15 protein-coding genes are annotated in these 18,343 nt (G+C 62.8%); 8 read left to right on the top strand and 7 right to left on the bottom strand.

Annotation, left to right across the window (positions count from 1 at the left end; all coding sequences use genetic code 11):
• Positions 1-49 precede the first annotated feature (49 nt).
• Positions 50-1,321: a D-amino acid dehydrogenase gene (locus AC0J1C_RS16345; RefSeq protein ID WP_473044833.1), complete on the top strand. Its 1,272-nt coding sequence runs from the start codon at positions 50-52 to the stop codon at positions 1,319-1,321.
• Between the two features lie 125 nt (positions 1,322-1,446).
• Here the strand turns inward: AC0J1C_RS16345 and AC0J1C_RS16340 are convergent, their stop codons facing one another.
• Complete coding sequence (locus AC0J1C_RS16340; RefSeq protein ID WP_473044832.1) at positions 1,447-2,175, bottom strand: tRNA/rRNA methyltransferase; 729 nt, start codon at positions 2,173-2,175, stop codon at positions 1,447-1,449.
• Between AC0J1C_RS16340 and AC0J1C_RS16335 the strand changes: the two genes are divergently transcribed.
• Positions 2,174-3,448 carry a methyltransferase gene (locus tag AC0J1C_RS16335; protein ID WP_473044831.1) on the top strand — a complete coding sequence of 425 codons (1,275 nt, stop codon included), beginning with the start codon at positions 2,174-2,176 and terminating at the stop codon, positions 3,446-3,448. The genes AC0J1C_RS16340 and AC0J1C_RS16335 overlap by 2 nt on opposite strands.
• On the opposite strand, the gene AC0J1C_RS16330 is transcribed toward AC0J1C_RS16335, so the two are convergent.
• The 3 genes from AC0J1C_RS16330 to AC0J1C_RS16320 all read right to left on the bottom strand — a co-directional run bounded on the left by AC0J1C_RS16330 (position 3,405) and on the right by AC0J1C_RS16320 (position 7,612).
• The gene (locus AC0J1C_RS16330) at positions 3,405-3,887 is read right to left on the bottom strand and encodes a DUF4124 domain-containing protein (protein ID WP_473044830.1); all 483 of its coding nucleotides are present in this window, start codon (positions 3,885-3,887) and stop codon (positions 3,405-3,407) included. The two genes, AC0J1C_RS16335 and AC0J1C_RS16330, sit on opposite strands and share 44 nt — an antisense overlap.
• A 75-nt stretch (positions 3,888-3,962) precedes the next feature.
• On the bottom strand, positions 3,963-5,171 hold the full coding sequence (locus tag AC0J1C_RS16325; protein WP_473044829.1) for an OmpA family protein: 1,209 nt from the start codon (positions 5,169-5,171) through the stop codon (positions 3,963-3,965).
• Between the two features lie 167 nt (positions 5,172-5,338).
• On the bottom strand, positions 5,339-7,612 hold the full coding sequence (locus AC0J1C_RS16320; RefSeq protein WP_473044828.1) for an ATP-dependent helicase: 2,274 nt from the start codon (positions 7,610-7,612) through the stop codon (positions 5,339-5,341).
• Positions 7,613-7,713: 101 nt separating this feature from the next.
• On the opposite strand from AC0J1C_RS16320, the gene AC0J1C_RS16315 reads away from it, so the two are divergent.
• From AC0J1C_RS16315 to AC0J1C_RS16305, 3 genes are all read left to right on the top strand, one after another.
• Positions 7,714-8,091: a DUF2237 family protein gene (locus AC0J1C_RS16315; protein ID WP_473044826.1), complete on the top strand. Its 378-nt coding sequence runs from the start codon at positions 7,714-7,716 to the stop codon at positions 8,089-8,091.
• Positions 8,091-10,295 (top strand): tRNA(Met) cytidine acetyltransferase TmcA, encoded by a 2,205-nt coding sequence (locus AC0J1C_RS16310; RefSeq protein WP_473044825.1) that lies wholly within the window; start codon positions 8,091-8,093, stop codon positions 10,293-10,295. Before AC0J1C_RS16315 ends, AC0J1C_RS16310 begins: the two co-directional genes overlap by 1 nt.
• Before the next feature lie 72 nt (positions 10,296-10,367).
• A complete protein-coding gene (locus AC0J1C_RS16305; RefSeq protein WP_091988599.1) occupies positions 10,368-10,865 on the top strand; it encodes an ankyrin repeat domain-containing protein in 498 nt (165 codons plus the stop codon).
• Between the two features lie 23 nt (positions 10,866-10,888).
• On the opposite strand, the gene AC0J1C_RS16300 is transcribed toward AC0J1C_RS16305, so the two are convergent.
• A complete protein-coding gene (locus AC0J1C_RS16300) occupies positions 10,889-11,992 on the bottom strand; it encodes an enoyl-CoA hydratase/isomerase family protein (RefSeq protein WP_091988596.1) in 1,104 nt (367 codons plus the stop codon).
• A gap of 257 nt (positions 11,993-12,249) precedes the next feature.
• Here AC0J1C_RS16300 and AC0J1C_RS16295 point away from each other — a divergent pair, with 257 nt between their 5' ends.
• A complete protein-coding gene (locus AC0J1C_RS16295) occupies positions 12,250-12,585 on the top strand; it encodes a c-type cytochrome (RefSeq protein ID WP_091988594.1) in 336 nt (111 codons plus the stop codon).
• Between the two features lie 24 nt (positions 12,586-12,609).
• Here AC0J1C_RS16295 and ppnN read toward each other — a convergent pair whose 3' ends face one another.
• Entirely contained in the window at positions 12,610-13,992 is a 1,383-nt protein-coding gene (gene ppnN / locus AC0J1C_RS16290; RefSeq protein ID WP_091988591.1) for a nucleotide 5'-monophosphate nucleosidase PpnN, read from the bottom strand.
• 110 nt (positions 13,993-14,102) lie between these two features.
• On the opposite strand from ppnN, the gene thiI reads away from it, so the two are divergent.
• Complete coding sequence (gene thiI / locus AC0J1C_RS16285) at positions 14,103-15,557, top strand: tRNA uracil 4-sulfurtransferase ThiI (protein WP_091988588.1); 1,455 nt, start codon at positions 14,103-14,105, stop codon at positions 15,555-15,557.
• Between the two features lie 28 nt (positions 15,558-15,585).
• Here thiI and AC0J1C_RS16280 read toward each other — a convergent pair whose 3' ends face one another.
• Complete coding sequence (locus AC0J1C_RS16280) at positions 15,586-16,599, bottom strand: histone deacetylase family protein (RefSeq protein ID WP_473044824.1); 1,014 nt, start codon at positions 16,597-16,599, stop codon at positions 15,586-15,588.
• A 190-nt stretch (positions 16,600-16,789) separates the two neighbouring features.
• Between AC0J1C_RS16280 and AC0J1C_RS16275 the strand changes: the two genes are divergently transcribed.
• A complete protein-coding gene (locus AC0J1C_RS16275) occupies positions 16,790-18,241 on the top strand; it encodes an NAD-dependent succinate-semialdehyde dehydrogenase (RefSeq protein ID WP_473044823.1) in 1,452 nt (483 codons plus the stop codon).
• Positions 18,242-18,343 lie beyond the last annotated feature (102 nt).

Below are 18,343 nucleotides of genomic sequence, written 5' to 3'. Positions count from 1 at the left end.
TCGTGTGGGGCCGTTGGAACGGCCGCGAACGAGGCAACGGGAGAAACGAATGCACATTGTGGTCGTCGGTGGTGGTGTTGTGGGTATGACCACCGCCTATGAATTGAATCGCCGGGGGCATTCGGTGACCCTGCTCGAGCGCCACGCTGTCGCCGGTAACGAAACCAGCAGGGCCAATGCCGCACAGCGCTCCTATGGCGTGGTGTACCCCTGGGCTGATCCGGCCATGGTGTTCAAGGCCATCCCCTGGATTCTCAAGCAGGATGGCCCCCTGAAGCTCCGGTTCCCGCCCTCGGTGGAAACCCTCAAATTCATGGTGAGCACCCTCCGCTATGCCTGGTCGCCGGGCCTGTTCGGCCTGAACCGCCGGGCCATGCTACGCCTGGGCATCCACAGCCGGGAGCGTTTCCTGGCGCTTGAACAGGAGCTTGACCTGTCCTTCGACGGCGACCATCGCGGCTTGCTGCATCTGGCCAGCTCGCCGGACGCGATGGAAGGGTACCGGGCCACCCAGGAGCTGCTGAGTGAGCTGAACATTCCTTCCCGCCTGCTCACGCCCGAACAGGTCCGGGAAGCCGAACCCGGCATGGTCGGCAGCGGGCCGCTTCATGGTGCCCTGAGCTACGACACCGACGGCACCGGCGACTGCCATCTGTTCTCGAAGGGGCTGGCAACGGTCTGCGAGGCAAACGGCGTGAAGGTGCGCTACGACGTGGAAGCCGAGCGCCTGATCGCGGACGCTCGGCGGGTCAGTGCCGTGTTGGTCCGAAACCGCGACGGCACCCTGGAGACTCTGGACGCCGATGCGGTGGTGGTCAGCGCCGGTTGCTGGTCCAACCATCTGGTTGAGCCCCTGGGCCTGCACCTGCCGATCTATCCGGTGAAAGGCTACAGCCTGACGGTGCCCATGACGGACCCCGATCGCGGCCCAACGTCGACCATCCATGACGACAACTACAAGGTTGTCTCAACCCGCCTGGGTAACCGACTACGGGCCACGGGATTTGTCGAACTGGCAGACTTCAACCGTGATATTCCCGAGGCCAGACTGGCGACCATCCGCAAATCGGTCGAGTCCCGGTTCCCCGGCTGCGCCAACCTCGACGCCGCCGAAACCTGGACCGGATTTCGGCCCATGACCCCGGATGGGCCCGCCATCATCGGCCGGGGCCCCAGAGAGAACCTCTATCTGAACACCGGCCACGGCACCTTCGGCTGGACCCTGTCCGCTGGCAGTGCCGACGTCATCGCCCAGCTCATCGATGGCGAGGAACCTTCCGTTTGCCTTGATGCTTTCCGCCCTGGAAGATTCCAAGAGTAAGTTCAACAAACCGGCGCGCGCAAAAGGCCCGGTAGCCGGCCGGATAAATCCTCCCGGGATCGTCGAAAACAGGGATGTTTTCGTCGAGCTTACAGGGACGTATTCACAGCGTATCCCGGGAGGATTTATCCGGCTGGCTCATCCTCAGAATTCGAGTGCGCTGGAGAACTGGATTCCACAACGCGCTCAATGTTCGAGCAAAGCGTATGCACAAACCCGATATCCCGGTCTGATAACAGTGGCAGCCGTTCAAACACCCATTGGGACAGCTTCCCCTCCGGTGGCGTGTCCAGCTTCGGCAGCAGGCCTTCCAGGCGGCCGCGCAGGGCACCCAGGCGATTCGGATCGGCTGACGCTTCCCCCTGCTCTGTAGCGACCGACAAGCCGGACATTTCCCAGGCATACAGCATCACGGACTGAGCGAGATTCAGCGAGGGGTAGGCGACCTTCATGGCAATGCCGGTCAGCAGGTCGCACTGGCCCAGCTCGTCATTGGAGAGGCCCCGATCCTCGCGGCCGAACACCAGTGCGGCGGTGGCTACGGACGAACCTTTGCTGGCCAGAACCTCCCGCAGACGCGCAGGATTGTGCCAGTCCTGGCGCTGGTGCCGGGGCTTGGCGGAGGTGCCTATCAGAAGGTCTACGGAGTTTCTTACCGACGCCAGATCGGGGAAAATGCGCGCATTGTCCAGGATGTGGTCGCTGCCGTGGGCGAGCCAGTGGGCTTCCGGGCGGGTATGCAGGTCGGAGTTCACCAGCCAGAGCTCGCCAAAGCCCATGGTGCACAGGGCGCGGGCCGCCGCTCCGACATTCTCCGGAACCTTGGGTTCAACAAGTACAAAGGCCAGTTGCATGACGTTACCTCCGGCGGCGAGTTTACACCAGGGCGCCGAATCTTTTTACCAGCATTGGCAGCGGCTCAACGACTGGCTGGTGGCCTATCGGGGGTTCTGGCAACCGGCACCGTTCATGACGCCGGAGCCCGAGTGGGTACGGCAGTATCCGGCGCTCGCCGACTGGCTGATGGCACAAACCGATGACGCCTGCCAGCGCCTGGATGATGCCCCGGAACGGCTGGCACAGCAGGCCGCCCGGTGGGTCCCCGATCTCGTCCATTACGGGGCTCTGGTGCAACTGCCGGTGCTCTCGGCATCGACGGACGGCATGGCGGCGGCGACACTCCCGGAAATCCACGCCACCGATATGCCCGGCCGCAAGCGCCTTCAGGCAGGGGCCTTCACCTCGGCCCTGTTGCCACTCTCAAAACCGGCTTTGGACTGGTGTTGTGGCAAGGGGCACCTGTCACGAACACTGGCACCGCACTGCCCCGGCCCGGTTACCGGGTTTGAATGGAACGGGGAACTGGTCCGTGATGGCAATCGCCTGGCCGGGCAGTTTGGCGACCGGGTGTCGATCCGTTGCCAGGATGTCATGGCAACGGATCTGACGCTGCCGGCGGACCACCACGGTGTGGCCCTGCATGCCTGCGGCGACCTGCACCGGCAGTTGCTCAAACGCGGCGCTCTGGCGGGCTTGCCCCGGCTCAGTGTTTCGCCGTGCTGTTACCACCTCACCGCTTCCGACCACTATCGGGCGCTCTCAAGTCAGGCTTCAGGCCATGAACCGGCACTGGAACTCACCCCGAACGACCTGCGCCTCGCGGTGCAGGAAACCGTGACTGCCCCCGCCCGGGTGCGTGAGCAGACCCGCCGGATCAGCCAGTGGCGGCTGGGCTTTGACGGGCTTCAGCGGGCGTTGCGAGGGCAGGATAACTATCTTCCGGTACCGTCTCACCCGCCGCGACTGGTCAACGAGGATTTCCAGGCGTTCTGCCGCTGGGCGGCGGCGAAGAAAGGCCTCGCCCTGCCTGCGGGTACGGATTTCAGTCATTGGCAGGCATTTGGGGAGCGTCGGTTCGAACAGGTGCGACGGTATGAACTGGTGCGCCACCTGTTCCGGCGCCCGCTGGAACTCTGGATGGTGCTGGATTACGCGGTGTATCTGGAAGAGCAGGGCTACCGGGTAACGCTCGGCACTTTCTGTGAGCGATCGCTGACGCCTCGAAACCTGATGCTGGATGCGGTCAGGGCTTGCGATACTCCACCCGCTCCACACAGCCATCCCTGAAATACACGTAGGTGAGTTCGTAAAGCGCGCCGTAGTAGCGGGTCTGGTAGATCCAGACTTCCTGTGGGCTGGTGTAGGTCTCCGGTGGGTTGCCGAAGGCCCGGCGCACGTTATCCCGGGTCATGCCCTGGACAACCTGTTCGCGAACCAGGTAACGCCGCAGGTCGGTGGAGTTGATGAACCGGCAGGTGCCGGGCTCTGTTTCCCGGGCTTCGCGGTCGGTGTTTTCGGCCGAGTCAGCATCGGGTGCCGGTTGGGGTATATTCTGGTCAAGGCTGCCGCCAATGCGGTTGTCCCGGATCGGAACCGATTCGGCGTCGGTGCCGCAGGGACGGTCTGAAAACACCGGGTTGCCGTTAGCTTCGCACCGGTAAACCTGGGCCTGCAATCCAGTGGCAAAGCCCATCAGGGTGGTGATCAATAAAACGGATCGCAGCATCGTTTCCCCGTGTGTTACAGAGACAGAAAAGGCGCCTGCAGGCGCCTTCTCCAATGCTCAGGGTAAACCCGAGAATCAGCGGACAACCTGGATGCGGGCTTCCACCCGACGGTTGGCAGCGCGGCCCTGCTCGGTGTCGTTGGAGGCCACCGGCTGGGCCTCGCCGTAACCGACGGCTTCCACGCGTGACGGATCAACACCCAGCGGTCCGGTCAGGCGAGCGGCCACGGATTCGGCGCGACGCTGTGACAGGAATTGGTTGTAACCGGCTTCGCCACGGCTGTCAGTGTGACCGGCAATCTCGACAATGGTTTCCGGGTTCGCTTTCAGGAACTCCGCAACACGACGGATCTCACTGTCGTAGGCATTGCCAATGATCGAGCTGTTGGAGGGGAACTTGACCTCAATGGTGAAGGTCTGGATGGTCTCGGTGACCCCCTCGCAGCCGGTATCATCAACCTGGGCGCCAGCGGCGGTACCCGGGCACTGGTCCTTGCTGTTCACAACGCCATCGTTGTCGCTGTCCAGCTCGCAACCACGGCTGTTTACTTCCGCGCCACGGGGAGTGGCAGGGCACTGGTCGCGGGTGTCTGCCACGCCGTCGCCGTCGGCATCGGGTTCGCAGCCTTTGCTGTCAACGGGCGCACCTGCAGGCGTGCCAGGGCACTGGTCACGGTCATCGGAAACGCCATCGCCGTCGGCGTCGGCCGGACGTGTCGGTACCGGCTTGGTGTCAGCCACGGTGCGGGCGAACGCGAAGCTGATGCCCAGGGACACCTGGGTGTCGAAGGTGCTTTCGTCAATGCCGTGGAACTCGCGGAGGTCGCCGCGCAGAGACACGGTGTCGTTGATGTTGTAGCGAATACCGGTGCCCACGTTTACCCGGGTCTCGTCGTGGTTGCTGCCAGCGGTCAGCGGACCGGCGGGGTCTTCGCCGAAATCGGCGTGTCCGGCGCCAATGGAAACATACGGATTCCATGCTTCGTCAGGTCCGGCGAAGTAATAAGTCCCGTCTACCCGAATCTCGTCGAACTCGGATTCGCCCGCAACGTATTTGCGGTCCGCATCTGCACGCGAGTACAGGGCTTCGACGGACCAGTTGGGCAAAAAGCGGTACTCGACGCCCACACCAAAGGTGCCGGTTTCGCTGAGGTCGCGTTTGTCGTCGAACAGCTGGAACGCAGCGAACGGATTGACATAAACGGTTTCCTGGCGGTCGGCCAGGGCGGGTGTTGCGAGAGAAGCAGCCAGCACGGCCGCAGACATTGGACGAATGACGTTCATTCGGAACCTCCTGTTCATTGTGGTTATTACGCCGCGGCCGCCAGTCGGCGGGGCCTTGCGACGCAATGGACGGTAGTAGGCCAAAAAACGCAAAAAAAGGAAACAGACTGTTACATCCGCACTTGTACCGAGTGCTACGGTGCCAAAACGCTTTTGTATCAGGCGTATCAGGCCAGATGGGTGAAGTACAGGTGAGCGCTTTTCTTGCTGAAGTTGAGTGTCTCGCCGTTGTCGAAGTGCACTTCGAACGAGGCCTCGTCTTCTCTCGTCACCGAGCCTGCACCGAAAATAGTATGGCTGACACGGGACGAGTGCCAGAGAGGTTCCCTGGCGCGCTGAGAAACTGCCGTCTGGCCCTCAATCTCTACGCCTTCTCGGTGGGCGTAGCGCAGGCTCACCGATGTAAGCGGAGCTTCCAGGCGGATGCTGTTGGCCTGTGTCGGGTCGCGGTCGTCGAGCCAGCTGCCGAACTCGTCGGCCAGCCCGAAGCAACATTCCTCGATAAATCGGCTGGGGCCCATGTCGCCGTCCAGGTGGGGGTGCCGGCTTTCGGGCCGGCTAATCAGGTGGAGCTGTCTGCGGGTTCGCGTCATGGCCACATAGAGCAGGCGCCGCTCGCTTTCCAGAAAGCTCCGGGCATCGTCCTGTGGCCGGGGGCTGTAGGGCAGGTACTTTTCCTGCAGGCCGGGGATAATCACCGTGGGCCACTCCAGACCCTTGGTGCGGTGGATGGTGGATAGCAGCACACCGCCTTCCTGCTTCTCGCCCGCTTGCTGTTTCAGCGCCTTCAGGTGGTCGAGGGCGCCATCGGCCGTGACATCCAGGCTCTTCAGATACTGCCGGAATCCCTGAACCGTATCGATACGTTCCTCGGCGCTGTCGTGGGTCAGGGCCAGGCTGCGAATGCCTTCGTACAGATCGGTGTGCTCGGCGTAGACGCTGATCAACCCCGCCACCGGCCCTGAATAACCCCGGAGCTGGGACAGCACCTCACCCAGTTTCCTGAGCTTGCGGGCCGCCATCGGGGCCAGGGCATCGAAATCCAGGGCCAGGAGGCGCTCGTGCCAGCCGTCGGCGAATCCGGCCAGGAAGCGGGCCAGCTGTTCCAGTTCCGGTTCCTTCAGCCCGACGTGGGGAAACCGCAGCAGCTGCCGGGCCAGCTCCAGCCGGTCTTCGTCCGGCAGGTTGGCCAATCTCCCCGTCACCACCATCAACAGGGCCGTGATTGCCTGCACCTCCCGGCTGAACAGAGCGCCCTTGCCGGCGTCGATTCGATAGGGAATCTGCCGGGCCAGCAGTTTCAATTCGATAGGCACACTCTGGCTCCAGACCCGGAACAGGATGGCGGCGTCCGCAAGCGCCGACTCCGACAGGCCCTGGAGGATCTGCAGTACCGTGTCGGCATCGCTCTCTGCCCGGTGCAGCGTGATGCCGGTATCGGGCGTGGACGGGTGCGAGTGACACAGCACATCCTTGCGGCCGGTGTTGTGGCAGATCAGATGATTGGCCAGCAGGGCCACGCGATGGCCATAGCGGAAGGTGTAGCTGAGGGTCTGTTCGAGCGGGCTCTCGAACTCATCGCTGAAGCGCCGGAGAATAAACTCCGGCCGGGCGCCGCGAAACTCGTAAATGGTCTGGTCCGGGTCGCCCACCACCGTCACCCGGGCCCGGTCGCCGGCCACGTAGCGCAGCAGCAGGTGCTGTATCTCATTGGTGTCCTGGTACTCATCCACCAGGATCAGATCCATCTTGTTGGCCACCAGCCGTTGCAGGGGCGGGTTCTGGTGAATGGCCATGACCGGCTCATAGAGCATGTCCGCGTAACTGATCCGGCCCTGGCTCTTGCGCCACTGCTCGAAGCTGTGGAACAGATCAATCAGGTATTTGTGTTTGTCCGAGTAGCCGAGCTCCTCGAACACAACCTCCACCGGTGACAGCGTGGTTTTCACCCGATCAATGAACCCCGTCGCGGTCTCCACGAAATCCTTCTTGTTGCGTCGGATCTCATCGGCCAGGTCCTCGGGCGCCAGCCTGCGGGTCAGTTGCCAGGCCTGGAAACTGATCTCCTGCTCGGTCAGGATCTTCTCCGAGAAGCCGGGCAGATAGCCCTCCCGGACAAACCGGTTGTACAGTCGCAGACCCATGGCGTGATAGGTCCTGATTTCCGGGAGAGCCATCCCGCTGCCGGCACACACCTCCTGCAGCTTGCGCTCGAAATCCACCCGGGCGCTGCGATTGAACATCAGCACCAGGACCCGGTCCGGATCGTGGCCCTGTTCCAGCAGATAGCGAATCCGCCAGGCCAGCGTCGAGGTCTTGCCACTGCCCGCCACCGCGGTAATCACCGCGTGCTCGTAGCCCGCGGTAATGATCGCCCGCTGCTCGTCGGTGAGGTAATCCGGCAGGTTGGTGGTGTCGGGAATTTGGGGTTCGGTCGGCATGGCCGGTATTGTAACGGCCCGCTGGTAGAGCGGATACCGCTACCGCATAATTGAACCCTTCTCCAAACTTGCTGCCCCCGAAACTGAAAGGTCTCGATAAAATGAAAATGTCTGAATCAATCAACGTACTAGGCGAAAAACTGGAAACCTGCGGCAAGGATCCGATCACCGGCTTCTACCGCGATGGCTGCTGCAACGTCGGCCCCGATGACTTCGGCCTGCATGCCGTTTGTGCCGTTGTCACCGACGACTTCCTGGAATTCTCCAAAGCCCGCGGCAACGACCTCAGCACCCCCAGGCCCGAGTTCGGCTTCCAGGGCCTGAAAGCCGGCGACAGCTGGTGCCTGTGTGCGGCCCGCTGGCAGGAAGCTTTCGAAGCCGGCTGTGCACCCAGGGTGCGGTTGCGCGCGACCCACCGCGCGGCCCTGGAAAAATGCGCACTCGAAGACCTCAAGGCCCACGGCGCTGACCTGAGCTGATGAACCACCCGGGACCGGACGCCGAGACCGAGGCTACCCACTGGCGTAACCTTCAGGCCAGCCTCACCGCCAATGGCCAGCGCCGACTGGTTTTGATCGAGGGCGATCGGGAAGACGCGCTGCAGTGGCTCCGCCAGCGGCTGCCCGGCCTCGACTTCGACCAGGGCCTGTGGACCGGTCCGAAAGGTGACAGCCCTGACGGCCGCCTGGTGCCAATGGCCCCGACCCGGGCCCGGTCGTGGCTGGGGCGGGAGCTTCCCCTCGTCGTGTGGGACGGCTGGCAAGGCAATCCTCCTGATGATCTGGCCGCACTGACCGGCGCGCTGACGGCCGGCGGCCTGCTGTTCTGGCTGATGCCGCCGCTCTCAGACTGGCGGCGGTTTGCCGACCCGGATTACGCGAGAACCGGCCTGGACCATGGCGGTGAGCATCCTTTTGCTGGCCGCATGTCGGCCCTCCTTGCCGATCATGAGGCGGTGATTCGGGTGAGCCCGGGCAGGGCTTCCTTGCCACCGATTCCGCCATTGCCCGACGTCCCGTTTGTTGTCGGCACCACCAGCGACCAGCAGCAACTGATACAGCGTCTGGTTCGGTTCGGGCTTGGCCGGCGGCGTCGACCGCTGGTGATTACCGCCGACCGGGGCCGGGGCAAGTCCGCGGCAATGGGTATGGCGGCGGCAGAGCTGTTGCTGAACGGACGGCAGGACATCGTTGTCACCGCGCCTTCGGCGCAAAGCACTGACACCCTGTTCCGTCATGCCAGTGTCGTCCTCGCCGACGTCCTGACCGAGAGCAGTGACGAGGAGTGGAGCAACGCCAGAGGTGACGAGCAGCTCGGTACCCCCGGGGATGAAAAGTGCCTGGTCACCCGCTCAGGCGCGCGCCTGAGGTTTATGCCGATCCGTTCGCTGCTGGCTTCCAAGCCGGGGGCAGAGGTCATTCTGGTTGACGAGGCCGCCGCGTTGCCCGCGCCGCTTCTCAAAGCCGTGCTGCTGGGCTGGCCCAGGGTGGCGTTCGCCACCACCGTCCATGGTTACGAGGGCGCCGGGCGGGGCTTTGCTATCCGTTTCCGGCAGGTGTTGGATGAAAAAACACCCCAGTGGCAGGCCGTGACGCTGACGGCGCCGGTGCGCTGGGCGCCGAACGATCCCCTGGAAGCGCTGGTTTCGGAACTGTTCCTGTTGGCCGCCGCCGGTGACGTCGGGCTCCCCCAACCAGAGGGAGCTGAGGCGCCTGTTATCGAGCCCTTCCAGCCTGCCCACGCTTCCGACCGGGTGCTTGCGGAGGCGTTCGGGTTGCTGGTGGACGCCCACTACCGCACCAGTCCCGCCGATTTACGGCAATGGCTGGATGATCCCCGTGCGCGCAGCTGGCGCGCAACGCTGAACGGTCGCACCGTCGGCGTGCTCTGGAGTACCGAGGAAGGCGGGTTGTCGCCGGAACTGGCCGGGGAGGTCAGCCTGGGTACCCGGCGGGTAAGGGGCCATCTCCTGGCGCAGTCATTGGCCAGTCACAGCGGCTATCCGGAGGCGGCTGCCCTGAAGGGCCTGCGGGTGGTGCGGGTGGCCGTGGCGGATGAATTCCGGCGCCTGGGCATCGGGCGCCGCCTGGTGGATGCCGCCAGGGTTGCTGCGACCGAGAGCGGTATCGATTACCTGGGTACCAGTTTCGGCGGCAGTGTCGATCTGGTGGCCTTCTGGCAGGGCTGCGGCCTCGGCGTGGCGCGCATGGGCTTGCAACAGGAGGCCTCCAGCGGGGAGTACCCGATCCAGATGATGCGCGGGCTCTCGTCGGCGGGGCTGGAACTGGCGGAGCGCATCCGCAAGCGCCTGGCCAGTCACTGGCTGGCGTTGCTGCCGGACAACTGGCCGGAGCTGGCACCTGAACTGCTGGCGCAAGTGACCGCAGACCTGCCGGGCGGCCCGGCTCCCGATGCCGAGGATCTGCGGGATCTCCGCCAGTTTGCCCACGGGCATCGGGGTTTTGCACTTACGGTTCCGGTGCTGAGAAAACTGGGCCAGGCTCCCGGCGTGATGGTCCGGCTGGCGCAACATCCGTCGCTCGGCCTCTGGTGCCTCGGCGTGATGCAGGGTCGACCCTGGTCCTGGCTGAAGGCCGAGGCTCTGTGTCTGGGCCAGAGAGACGGAGAGGATCGCCTGCGGCAACTGGTTCGCGATCTGCTCGAAAATGGGCCGGAGTTGTGAACGACTCGATTTAATTCCTGCCGGCGCCTGACCAGAATAGGGGTCTTTGCACTCCCACAGAGAACACCTGTTATGGCCAAGGAAATCGGCGCCCCTCGTTTGTTGCTGCTTCTGATTCTGGTTTTCCCATTGCTGTCCGGCTGCGCGTCGAAGGATCCCACGGTCACCCTCAGCCCGGAGGCACTGGCCGAGGCTGATGCCCTGCTGGTTTCAGCGGCGGCCAAGGGCGAGAAACGGCGTGTTGAGTTGCTGCTGTCTGCCGGCGCCAACGTGAACGCCACCGACGCCGAGGGCTATACACCGGTAATGCGGGCCGCGGAGAACGGACACCTGTCGGTGGTGCGAACCCTGCTGGCCGCCGGCGCCAACGTCAATGTCAGCCAGGCGGGAGAATCCGTGCTGATGAAAGTGGTGGCCAGTGGCAATCTGCTGACTGCGGAAATGCTGTTGTCTGCCGGCGCCGATGTCAATTACCAGACCGGGAGCGGCCGCACGGCGCTGGATGTGGCCCGGGCCATCAACCATCGTGACCTGGAAATGCTGCTGGTGCAGGCGGGCGCGAGGCTCTAGTTGAGCGGCTGATGGGAGGCTGGTCAGTCCAGCCCCATCGGATCCGTGGCGTCATTCCACTCCGGGCGGAAGTGGGCGGCCACCACCTCGTCCGGCACCTCGGCCACACCCGCATAGCTCCAGTGGGGGTGAAAATCCTTTTCGATCGCCAGTGCCCGGACGCCTTCCCTGAAATCGGGCCGGCGAAGGCACTCGGTGACCATGGCCAGTTCCATCCGAAGCACGTCCTTGAACGACATCTGCTGGGCCTTTTTCAACTGGGTCCACACCAGCCAGGCCGACACCGGGCATCCGTTTCTGAGGGTGTTCATGCAGCTATGCCACCAGGTGCAATCCACCTCGGCCGCCAGTAACTGATCAACAATCTCCGGCAGTTCGTCACCGGCACTCAGTCGGGCAATCCGCTGTTCGTGCCGTTCGAGATGGCTGGCGGGCAAGGCCCGGTAGTCCGGGGTCTGCATCTGGCCAAGCAGACGGAACAAGCGGTTGTCGTCAGCGGCTCGCTGTCCGGTCCAGCGCTCTGACGCCAGTCTATCCAGCAGGCGGTGGCGATCCTCCGGTTCGATCGCCATGTCGGCAAGGCCGACCCGCAAGGCGTCGGTCACGTTCAGCCGTGCGCCGGTCAGGCCCATGAACAGACCGAGCCGCCCGGGCAGCCGGTTCAGGAACCAGCTCGCCCCCACATCGGGGAACAGGCCGATGGTGATTTCCGGCATGGCCAGGGTTACGTCCGGTGTTACCAGCCGGTAGCGACAGCCGGCAAGCAGTCCCATTCCCCCGCCCATAACCACACCGTGAGCCAGACCAAGAACCGGTTTGGGGAACCGGTGCAGCAGGTAGTCGAGGCGGTATTCCTTGCGGAAAAAGCGCTGTGCCTGGTCCTCGTCCTCCGGCGTGACCATGGCCTGGTAAAGCGCCCGGATGTCGCCCCCGGCACAGAAGGCTCTGTCGCTGGCGCCCTGGATCACCACAAGGCAGATACGGTCGTCCTCGGCCCACCGATCGAGAACGTCCAGCATCTGGTCAACCATCGGCTCTGAAAGCGCATTGAGCCGGGCGGGTGCATTGAGTGTCAGAACGCCAATATGGCCTTCACGACAGGCGAGTTCCTGGGCCTCTGCGGTCATTGAGGGCATCTCCGAAAAATGAAAATAAACCTTGTTGTCAAACTGGTCGTATTCTCTGGTGCGCCGTTACTCTGCATCGGCAATCGTGCCCGCAAAAGAGGACGAACGTCGCACGAGGGTCCTTGACCTATCACATTTGAGGATCTCAGGCTGTGTGCTATAAGTGCAGGCCAGTGTTGGTAAGTGCAAGCCAATCGATTGTTCGGCCTGCGAGGCCGGTTGCACATCCTGATGATAATGATGAGAGGGTAAAGAGAATGAGCTTGAAACACTACGTTGTTGCCGGAATTTTCGCACTTGGTGCGGTCAGCCCGGCCGTCGTTTCCGCAGCGGGCGATGCGGCCGCCGGCAAGTCCAAGGCTGCGGTTTGCGCTGCCTGCCATGGTCAGAACGGCATTGCCCAGATCCCGACCTATCCCAACCTGGCCGGCCAGAACGAGCAATACCTCGTGATGGCGCTCAAGGCCTACAAGAACAAGCAGCGGACCGGTGGTCAGGCCGCCATCATGCAGGGCCAGGCCGCGAACCTGAGCGACCAGGACATTGCTGATCTTGCCGCGTATTACGCGAGCCTGCCCGCAGGCGGCAAGTAAGGCCTTAGTGGGTCAGCGAGCGGCTCAGGCCGCTCCGCTGACAATCCGGTAGCTCGGCCGATAAGCCGAGGAGCCGGGCAGCTTCATCCGGTTCTGGGCCACAAACTGCTCCAGCATTGCTTCCAGTGGCTTGATCAGGCTCGGGTCGCCGGCAATCTCGAACGGCCCTTTCTCCTGAACCTGTCGAATACCCCCTTCCTTGACGTTACCCGCCACGATACCGCTGAACGCCTTGCGCAGGTTGGCGGCAATCAGGTGCACGGGTTGGTCCCGATGCAGCTCAAGGGCGCGCATGTTGTCGTGATTGGGTTCGAAGGGCAGCTGGAAAACCGGGTCGATTTTCAGCATCCAGTTGAAGTAATAGGCGTCCTGCATCGCCCGCCGGAAGGTCTCCACTTCCTTCATACCCTTTTTCATGGTTTGCGCTACCTGCACCGGATCATCAATGATGATTTCGTACTTGCTGGCGGCCTCGTCGCCCAGGGCGTTGCGGATGAACTTGTCGATCATCTCGAAGTATTCCGCGTTTTCCTTCCGGCCGGTGAACACCACCGGGAAGGGCAGGTCGGCGTTATCCGGGTGCAGGAGAATGCCCAGCAGATAGAGGATTTCCTCGGCGGTTCCCACGCCCCCTGGGAACACGATCACGCCATGACCACAGCGCACGAATGCTTCCAGGCGCTTCTCGATATCCGGCATGATCACCAGCTCGTTGACGATGGGATTGGGCGCTTCGGCCCCGATGATCCCTGGCTCGGTGATGCCAATGTAGCGGCCGTTCTTTACCCGCTGCTTGGCGTGGCCGATGGTGGCGCCTTTCATGGGGCCTTTCATGGCGCCCGGACCACAGCCGGTGCAGATGCTCAGGGCCCGGAGCCCGAGCTGGTGCCCCACTTCCTTGCTGTACTGGTATTCGTCGTTGCCGATGGAATGGCCGCCCCAGCACACCACCAGGTCTGGCTGGCGCCCGGCCTGCATCACCCGGGCGTTGCGCAGGATGTGAAATACAAAGTTGGTGATTTCCTCTGGGTCGTCCCGCCGGAAGCCCGCCGCCGATTGCGGAATCGAGTGGGAATAGATGATGTCCCGCAGTACCGAGAACAGATGTTCCCGCAGCGCTCGCAGCATTTCCCCGTCCACAAACGCGTGGGCCGGTGCGTTGATCAGTTCCAGCTTCAGGCCGCGGGGCTGGGGTACCAGGCGTACATCGAAATCGGAGTGGGCCTCCATCAGGGCCTTGCAGTCGTCGGTCTCGATGCCGGTGTTGAGAACGGCCAGGGCGCACTGCCGGAACAGTCTATACAGGCCGCCCTCGCTGCGGTCCTTGAGCCGGTTCACTTCATGGTTGGAGAGAATTTCAAGGCTGCCCTCGGGAGAAACCAGGGCATTGATGGTGATTTCCTGCATTAACGGCGGAGCTCCTGAATGTTTCGGCAATGCCCGATTTTGAGGCATAGAATCAAAACGGTACACTAAGCGCTTTCCATTTCATACGCCACCCGACGAAATTCCGATCTATGAAACTGCTTATCCGTCCCGCCCCGGAAGTTGCGATCAAGAGCAAGCCCGTCCGCCGCCAGCAGATGCGTCACCTGCGGCAGAATATCCGCAAGCTGCTGGCCCGGCTGGATGCCGAGATCCATGTAGAGGGCAGCTGGGACCGGGTGGATGTGGAGGTGCCGGATGGCCGCGGCCTGTCCGGGCCAGTGATTGAGGCCCTGTTGCGCATCCCCGGCATTTCCACCATCCAGGAAATCGCGGCCTTTCCGCTGGAGAGTCTGGATGATGTGGCCGACAAGGCGGTCGCCGCCTTCGCCGACCGGCTGAACGGCAAGACGTTTGCCGTCAGGGCCCGTCGCCACGGCGAGCATGATTTTCGTTCGATCGATCTGGAGCGGGCGGTCGGTGCTGCTTTAATGCAGGCATCGAATGCCGCGGGGGTCGACCTCAAGGCGCCTCAGGTGGAAGTGCGGGTGGAGGTTCACGGTGACCAGTTCCACATCGCCCACCGCAAGCATCGCGGGCTGGGCGGCTACCCGCTGGGCAGCGTAGAGAATGTACTGACCCTGGTCTCCGGTGGTTATGACTCCTCGGTAGCGGCCTATCTGATGATGCGTCGCGGCCTGCGTAATCATTTCCTGTTCTTCAACCTAGGCGGCACCGCCCATGAGGTCGGCGTGCGCCAGGTGGTGCACTACCTGTGGGACCGATACGGGGCGTCCCACAGCGCCAAGTTTATTTCGGTGCCTTTCGAGGGCGTGGTGGCCGAAATCATGCGCTCGGTCAGTCACCGGCACTGGGGCGTGGTGCTGAAGCGCCAGATGCTCAAGGCAGCGGCGGAAATCGCCCGCAACAATAATGCGGTTGGCCTGGTGACCGGTGACGCCGTGGCCCAGGTGTCCAGCCAGACCCTGAGCAACCTCAACGTAGTGGACCGAGCCAGCGACGAAGTGGTTCTGCGGCCCCTGGTGTCCATGGACAAGGAATCGATTATTCGCATCGCCCGGGAGATTGGCACCGAGTCCTTCGCCCGAACCATGCCCGAATACTGTGGGGTGATTTCCCAGAAGCCGGCCACCCGCGCGAAACTGCATCGTGTGGAGGAGGACGAGGCTCAAATGGATGCATCGGTGCTGGCGGCCGCCATTGAGGCCAGGGACGAGACGCCGGTGAACCGACTGCTGGATACCACGGTGACCCCGGAGGAGGTGGAGCTGGTCCAGACTCCGGCGGTGGACGATGTGATCATTGATGTACGCCACCCCTCGGAGGGGGAGCAGTCACCGCTGACTCTCACCAACAACGAGATTCTGCACATCCCGTTTTATGAGCTGAACCAGCAGTTGCCGGAGTTGCCGGCGAACCGGCAGTACCTGCTGTACTGTGATCGCGGCACCATGAGCCGCATGCATGCGGGCCATCTGAAAGCCGAGGGGCACGAGAACATCAAGGTCTACGTGCCCGCAGCCTGAACCGTGGGCCGGCCGCGCCATTGACTGCTCAGCCGGCCATGCCCTTGAAGAACTGCTGGACGTTTTCGCTCAGGGCATCCAGGTCATACCCGCCTTCCTGCACCACCAGAGTCGGCAGCCCGAGCTGGCGGATATGGCTGCTGAGCCGGCAGAAGCCCTCGGACGAGACCGATACCTTGGCCTGGGGGTCGTTCTTGTAGATGTCGAAACCGAGGGTCAGGATCAGGGCATCCGGCTGATACAGCTTGATGGCGGCCAGGGCCTCGTCCAGTCTGGCAAAGAAATCCTCTTCCGATGAGCCGTGGGGCATGGGCAGGTTGATGTTGTAGCCAAAGCCCTCGCCTTCACCCCGCTCGTTTTCGAACCCGGTCACCACTGGGTAGAAGTTGGTGGGGTCGCCGTGGATCGAGATATACAGCACATCGCTGCGGTCGTAGAAAATCTCCTGAATGCCCTGACCATGGTGCATGTCGGTGTCCAGAATCACTATCCGTGGGAACCGATGCTTCATGTGTTCGGCGGCGATGGCGGCGTTGTTGAGATAGCAGAAGCCACCAGCGGCATCCCGGCGGGCATGGTGACCCGGTGGGCGACATACGGCGTAAGAGGTCCTGTCGCCGGCGATCAGGGCATCCGCGGCGCCGAGCGCACTCTGGGCCGACCAGTAGGCGGCGTGCCAGGTGCTCTCACCAATGGGACAGCTGCCGTCGGCCTGGTAGCGGGCGGCCTCGGCGAGGATGCCGGTGAGATGGTTGGGGGATCGAACGAAGATATTGGAGATGACCTCGTCGCCCCAGTCGCCCATGGCTACCCAACGCCGATGGGCGGATTCCAGGAAACGCAGGTAACCGAGGTCGTGAACTTTCGAGATCGGTCCGGCGCCCTGGTCGGCAGGCTGGAGCACGGAAATGCCCATCTGTTTCAGGCCGCTCAGCATCTCACCCGTCCGGTCAGGCACCTCCTGGGGTTGTCGCATCTGCCCACGGGTAAAGTAAGTCTTGGGAATATGCTGGTCCTGAGCGGGATGGAAAAATGCCTTCATTGTCCGGCCTCCTCAATGTTTGATCTTCCGAGTATAGGCACAGTCCGGGGATGATCAAAAGCCTGCCCTTGACTTTACAGCCTGAGATACAACATCCACTATGAAAGACATAATTTGACGACGCAACCTGACACCCTGATCGGCGCCCGTGTGGCGGGCGTGGGTCAAGACGAGCATAAGAGGAGCCGAGATGATCGAGTCACCCCTGCTGCACAAGCTGACCGGCTATATCGGCGGTCGCTGGACGGACAACGCGCACGGCAACACGTTTGACGTATACAACCCGGCAACGGGCAAGGTGATTGCCCAGGTGGCCTCCATGTCAGAGGAGGAAGTAAAGGACGCCGTTGCCGCCGGCAAATCGGCCCTGCGACTGACCAGTCCCTACAGCATCGAGACCCGCCGCAAGTGGCTGGAAGACATCCGTGATGCCCTCAAGGCCAACAAGGAAGAGGTCGGCCGCATTCTGTGCCTTGAGCACGGCAAGCCCCTGCACGAAGCCCAGGGTGAGGTGGATTATGCCGCGGGCTTCTTTGATTACTGCTCCAAGCACATCCAGGCCCTGGATGCGCACACCATTCCTGAGAAGCCCAAGGACTGCACATGGACGGTTCACTACCGGCCCATCGGTGTGGCCGGACTGATCACGCCCTGGAACTTCCCGATTGGTATGATCGCGAAGAAGCTGTCTGCGGCGCTGGCGGCCGGCTGTCCGTCGGTGATCAAGCCGGCCAGTGAGACCCCGCTGACCATGATTGCGCTGTTCACCCTGATGGACAAACACACCGACATGCCCGACGGCATGGTCAACCTGGTGATGGGCAAGGCCAGTGTGATCGGCAAGGTGCTGTGCGAGAGTCCGGACGTACCCATGCTCAGCTTCACCGGCTCCACCGAGGTAGGTCGCAAGCTGATTCTCGACACCGCCGAGCAGGTCAAGAAACTGGCTCTGGAACTGGGCGGCAACGCCCCGTTCATCGTGTTCGAAGACGCCGACCTGGACGCGGCGGCCGACAACCTGATCGCCAACAAATTCCGTGGGGGCGGTCAGACCTGCGTGTGTGCCAACCGGATTTTTGTGCACGAGAAAGTGGCGGATGCCTTCGGCGAGAAGCTGGCCGAGCGGGTTAACAAGATGACCGTGGGCGACGGCATCAACGGTGACGTGGACATCGGCCCGTTGATCAACAAGGCCGGCTTCGACAAGGTGAAGCGTCACCTTAAAGATGCCCTGGAGAAAGGCGCCCGGCTGGTTGCAGGCAAGCAGCCCGGTGAGCTGGGTGACGGCCTGTTCTTCCCACCGACGGTGGTACACGGTGTAAACCGCGATATGTGCTGCTACCAGGAGGAAACGTTCGGTCCGCTGGTGCCCATGGCGCTGTTCCGCACCGAAGAGGAAGTCATCGACGCCGGTAACGACACCGAGTTCGGCCTGGCCTCCTACGTGTTCACCAACGACCCGGAGCGTGCCCAACGCGTGGCCGCCGGCCTGCGTTTCGGCCACTGCGGCTGGAACACCGGCACCGGCCCGACGCCGGAAGCGCCGTTTGGTGGTATGAAGGCGTCCGGTATTGGTCGCGAAGGTGGCCTCGAAGGTCTGTTCGAGTTTGTGGAAGCGCAGACCGTGCCGAGAGGCTTCTAAGTTCCGAAAAAAAGCCCTCAACCTTGGGGGTGTCGCACGGGGGAGGTTCCCCTTCAGGACACGCTACGAGCACATCCATGTGCGCTTGGCTGTGGCCATCCA

Source organism: Marinobacter sp. E2, from assembly GCF_055755345.1.
This window is presented reverse-complemented; position numbering and strand designations above follow the sequence as displayed.

Excerpts from the sequence above, each read along its gene's own strand:
- AC0J1C_RS16275 (WP_473044823.1), top strand. The coding sequence starts at position 16,790 with ATGATCGAGTCACCCCTGCTGCACAAGCTGACCGGCTATATCGGCGGT.
- AC0J1C_RS16300 (WP_091988596.1), bottom strand. The coding sequence starts at position 11,992 with ATGACCGCAGAGGCCCAGGAACTCGCCTGTCGTGAAGGCCATATTGGC.
- thiI (WP_091988588.1), top strand. The coding sequence starts at position 14,103 with ATGAAACTGCTTATCCGTCCCGCCCCGGAAGTTGCGATCAAGAGCAAG.
- AC0J1C_RS16310 (WP_473044825.1), top strand. The coding sequence starts at position 8,091 with ATGAACCACCCGGGACCGGACGCCGAGACCGAGGCTACCCACTGGCGT.
- AC0J1C_RS16335 (WP_473044831.1), top strand. The coding sequence starts at position 2,174 with ATGACGTTACCTCCGGCGGCGAGTTTACACCAGGGCGCCGAATCTTTT.
- AC0J1C_RS16320 (WP_473044828.1), bottom strand. The coding sequence starts at position 7,612 with ATGCCGACCGAACCCCAAATTCCCGACACCACCAACCTGCCGGATTAC.
- ppnN (WP_091988591.1), bottom strand. The coding sequence starts at position 13,992 with ATGCAGGAAATCACCATCAATGCCCTGGTTTCTCCCGAGGGCAGCCTT.
- AC0J1C_RS16330 (WP_473044830.1), bottom strand. The coding sequence starts at position 3,887 with ATGCTGCGATCCGTTTTATTGATCACCACCCTGATGGGCTTTGCCACT.
- AC0J1C_RS16345 (WP_473044833.1), top strand. The coding sequence starts at position 50 with ATGCACATTGTGGTCGTCGGTGGTGGTGTTGTGGGTATGACCACCGCC.
- AC0J1C_RS16315 (WP_473044826.1), top strand. The coding sequence starts at position 7,714 with ATGAAAATGTCTGAATCAATCAACGTACTAGGCGAAAAACTGGAAACC.
- AC0J1C_RS16305 (WP_091988599.1), top strand. The coding sequence starts at position 10,368 with ATGGCCAAGGAAATCGGCGCCCCTCGTTTGTTGCTGCTTCTGATTCTG.
- AC0J1C_RS16280 (WP_473044824.1), bottom strand. The coding sequence starts at position 16,599 with ATGAAGGCATTTTTCCATCCCGCTCAGGACCAGCATATTCCCAAGACT.
- AC0J1C_RS16340 (WP_473044832.1), bottom strand. The coding sequence starts at position 2,175 with ATGCAACTGGCCTTTGTACTTGTTGAACCCAAGGTTCCGGAGAATGTC.
- AC0J1C_RS16295 (WP_091988594.1), top strand. The coding sequence starts at position 12,250 with ATGAGCTTGAAACACTACGTTGTTGCCGGAATTTTCGCACTTGGTGCG.
- AC0J1C_RS16325 (WP_473044829.1), bottom strand. The coding sequence starts at position 5,171 with ATGAACGTCATTCGTCCAATGTCTGCGGCCGTGCTGGCTGCTTCTCTC.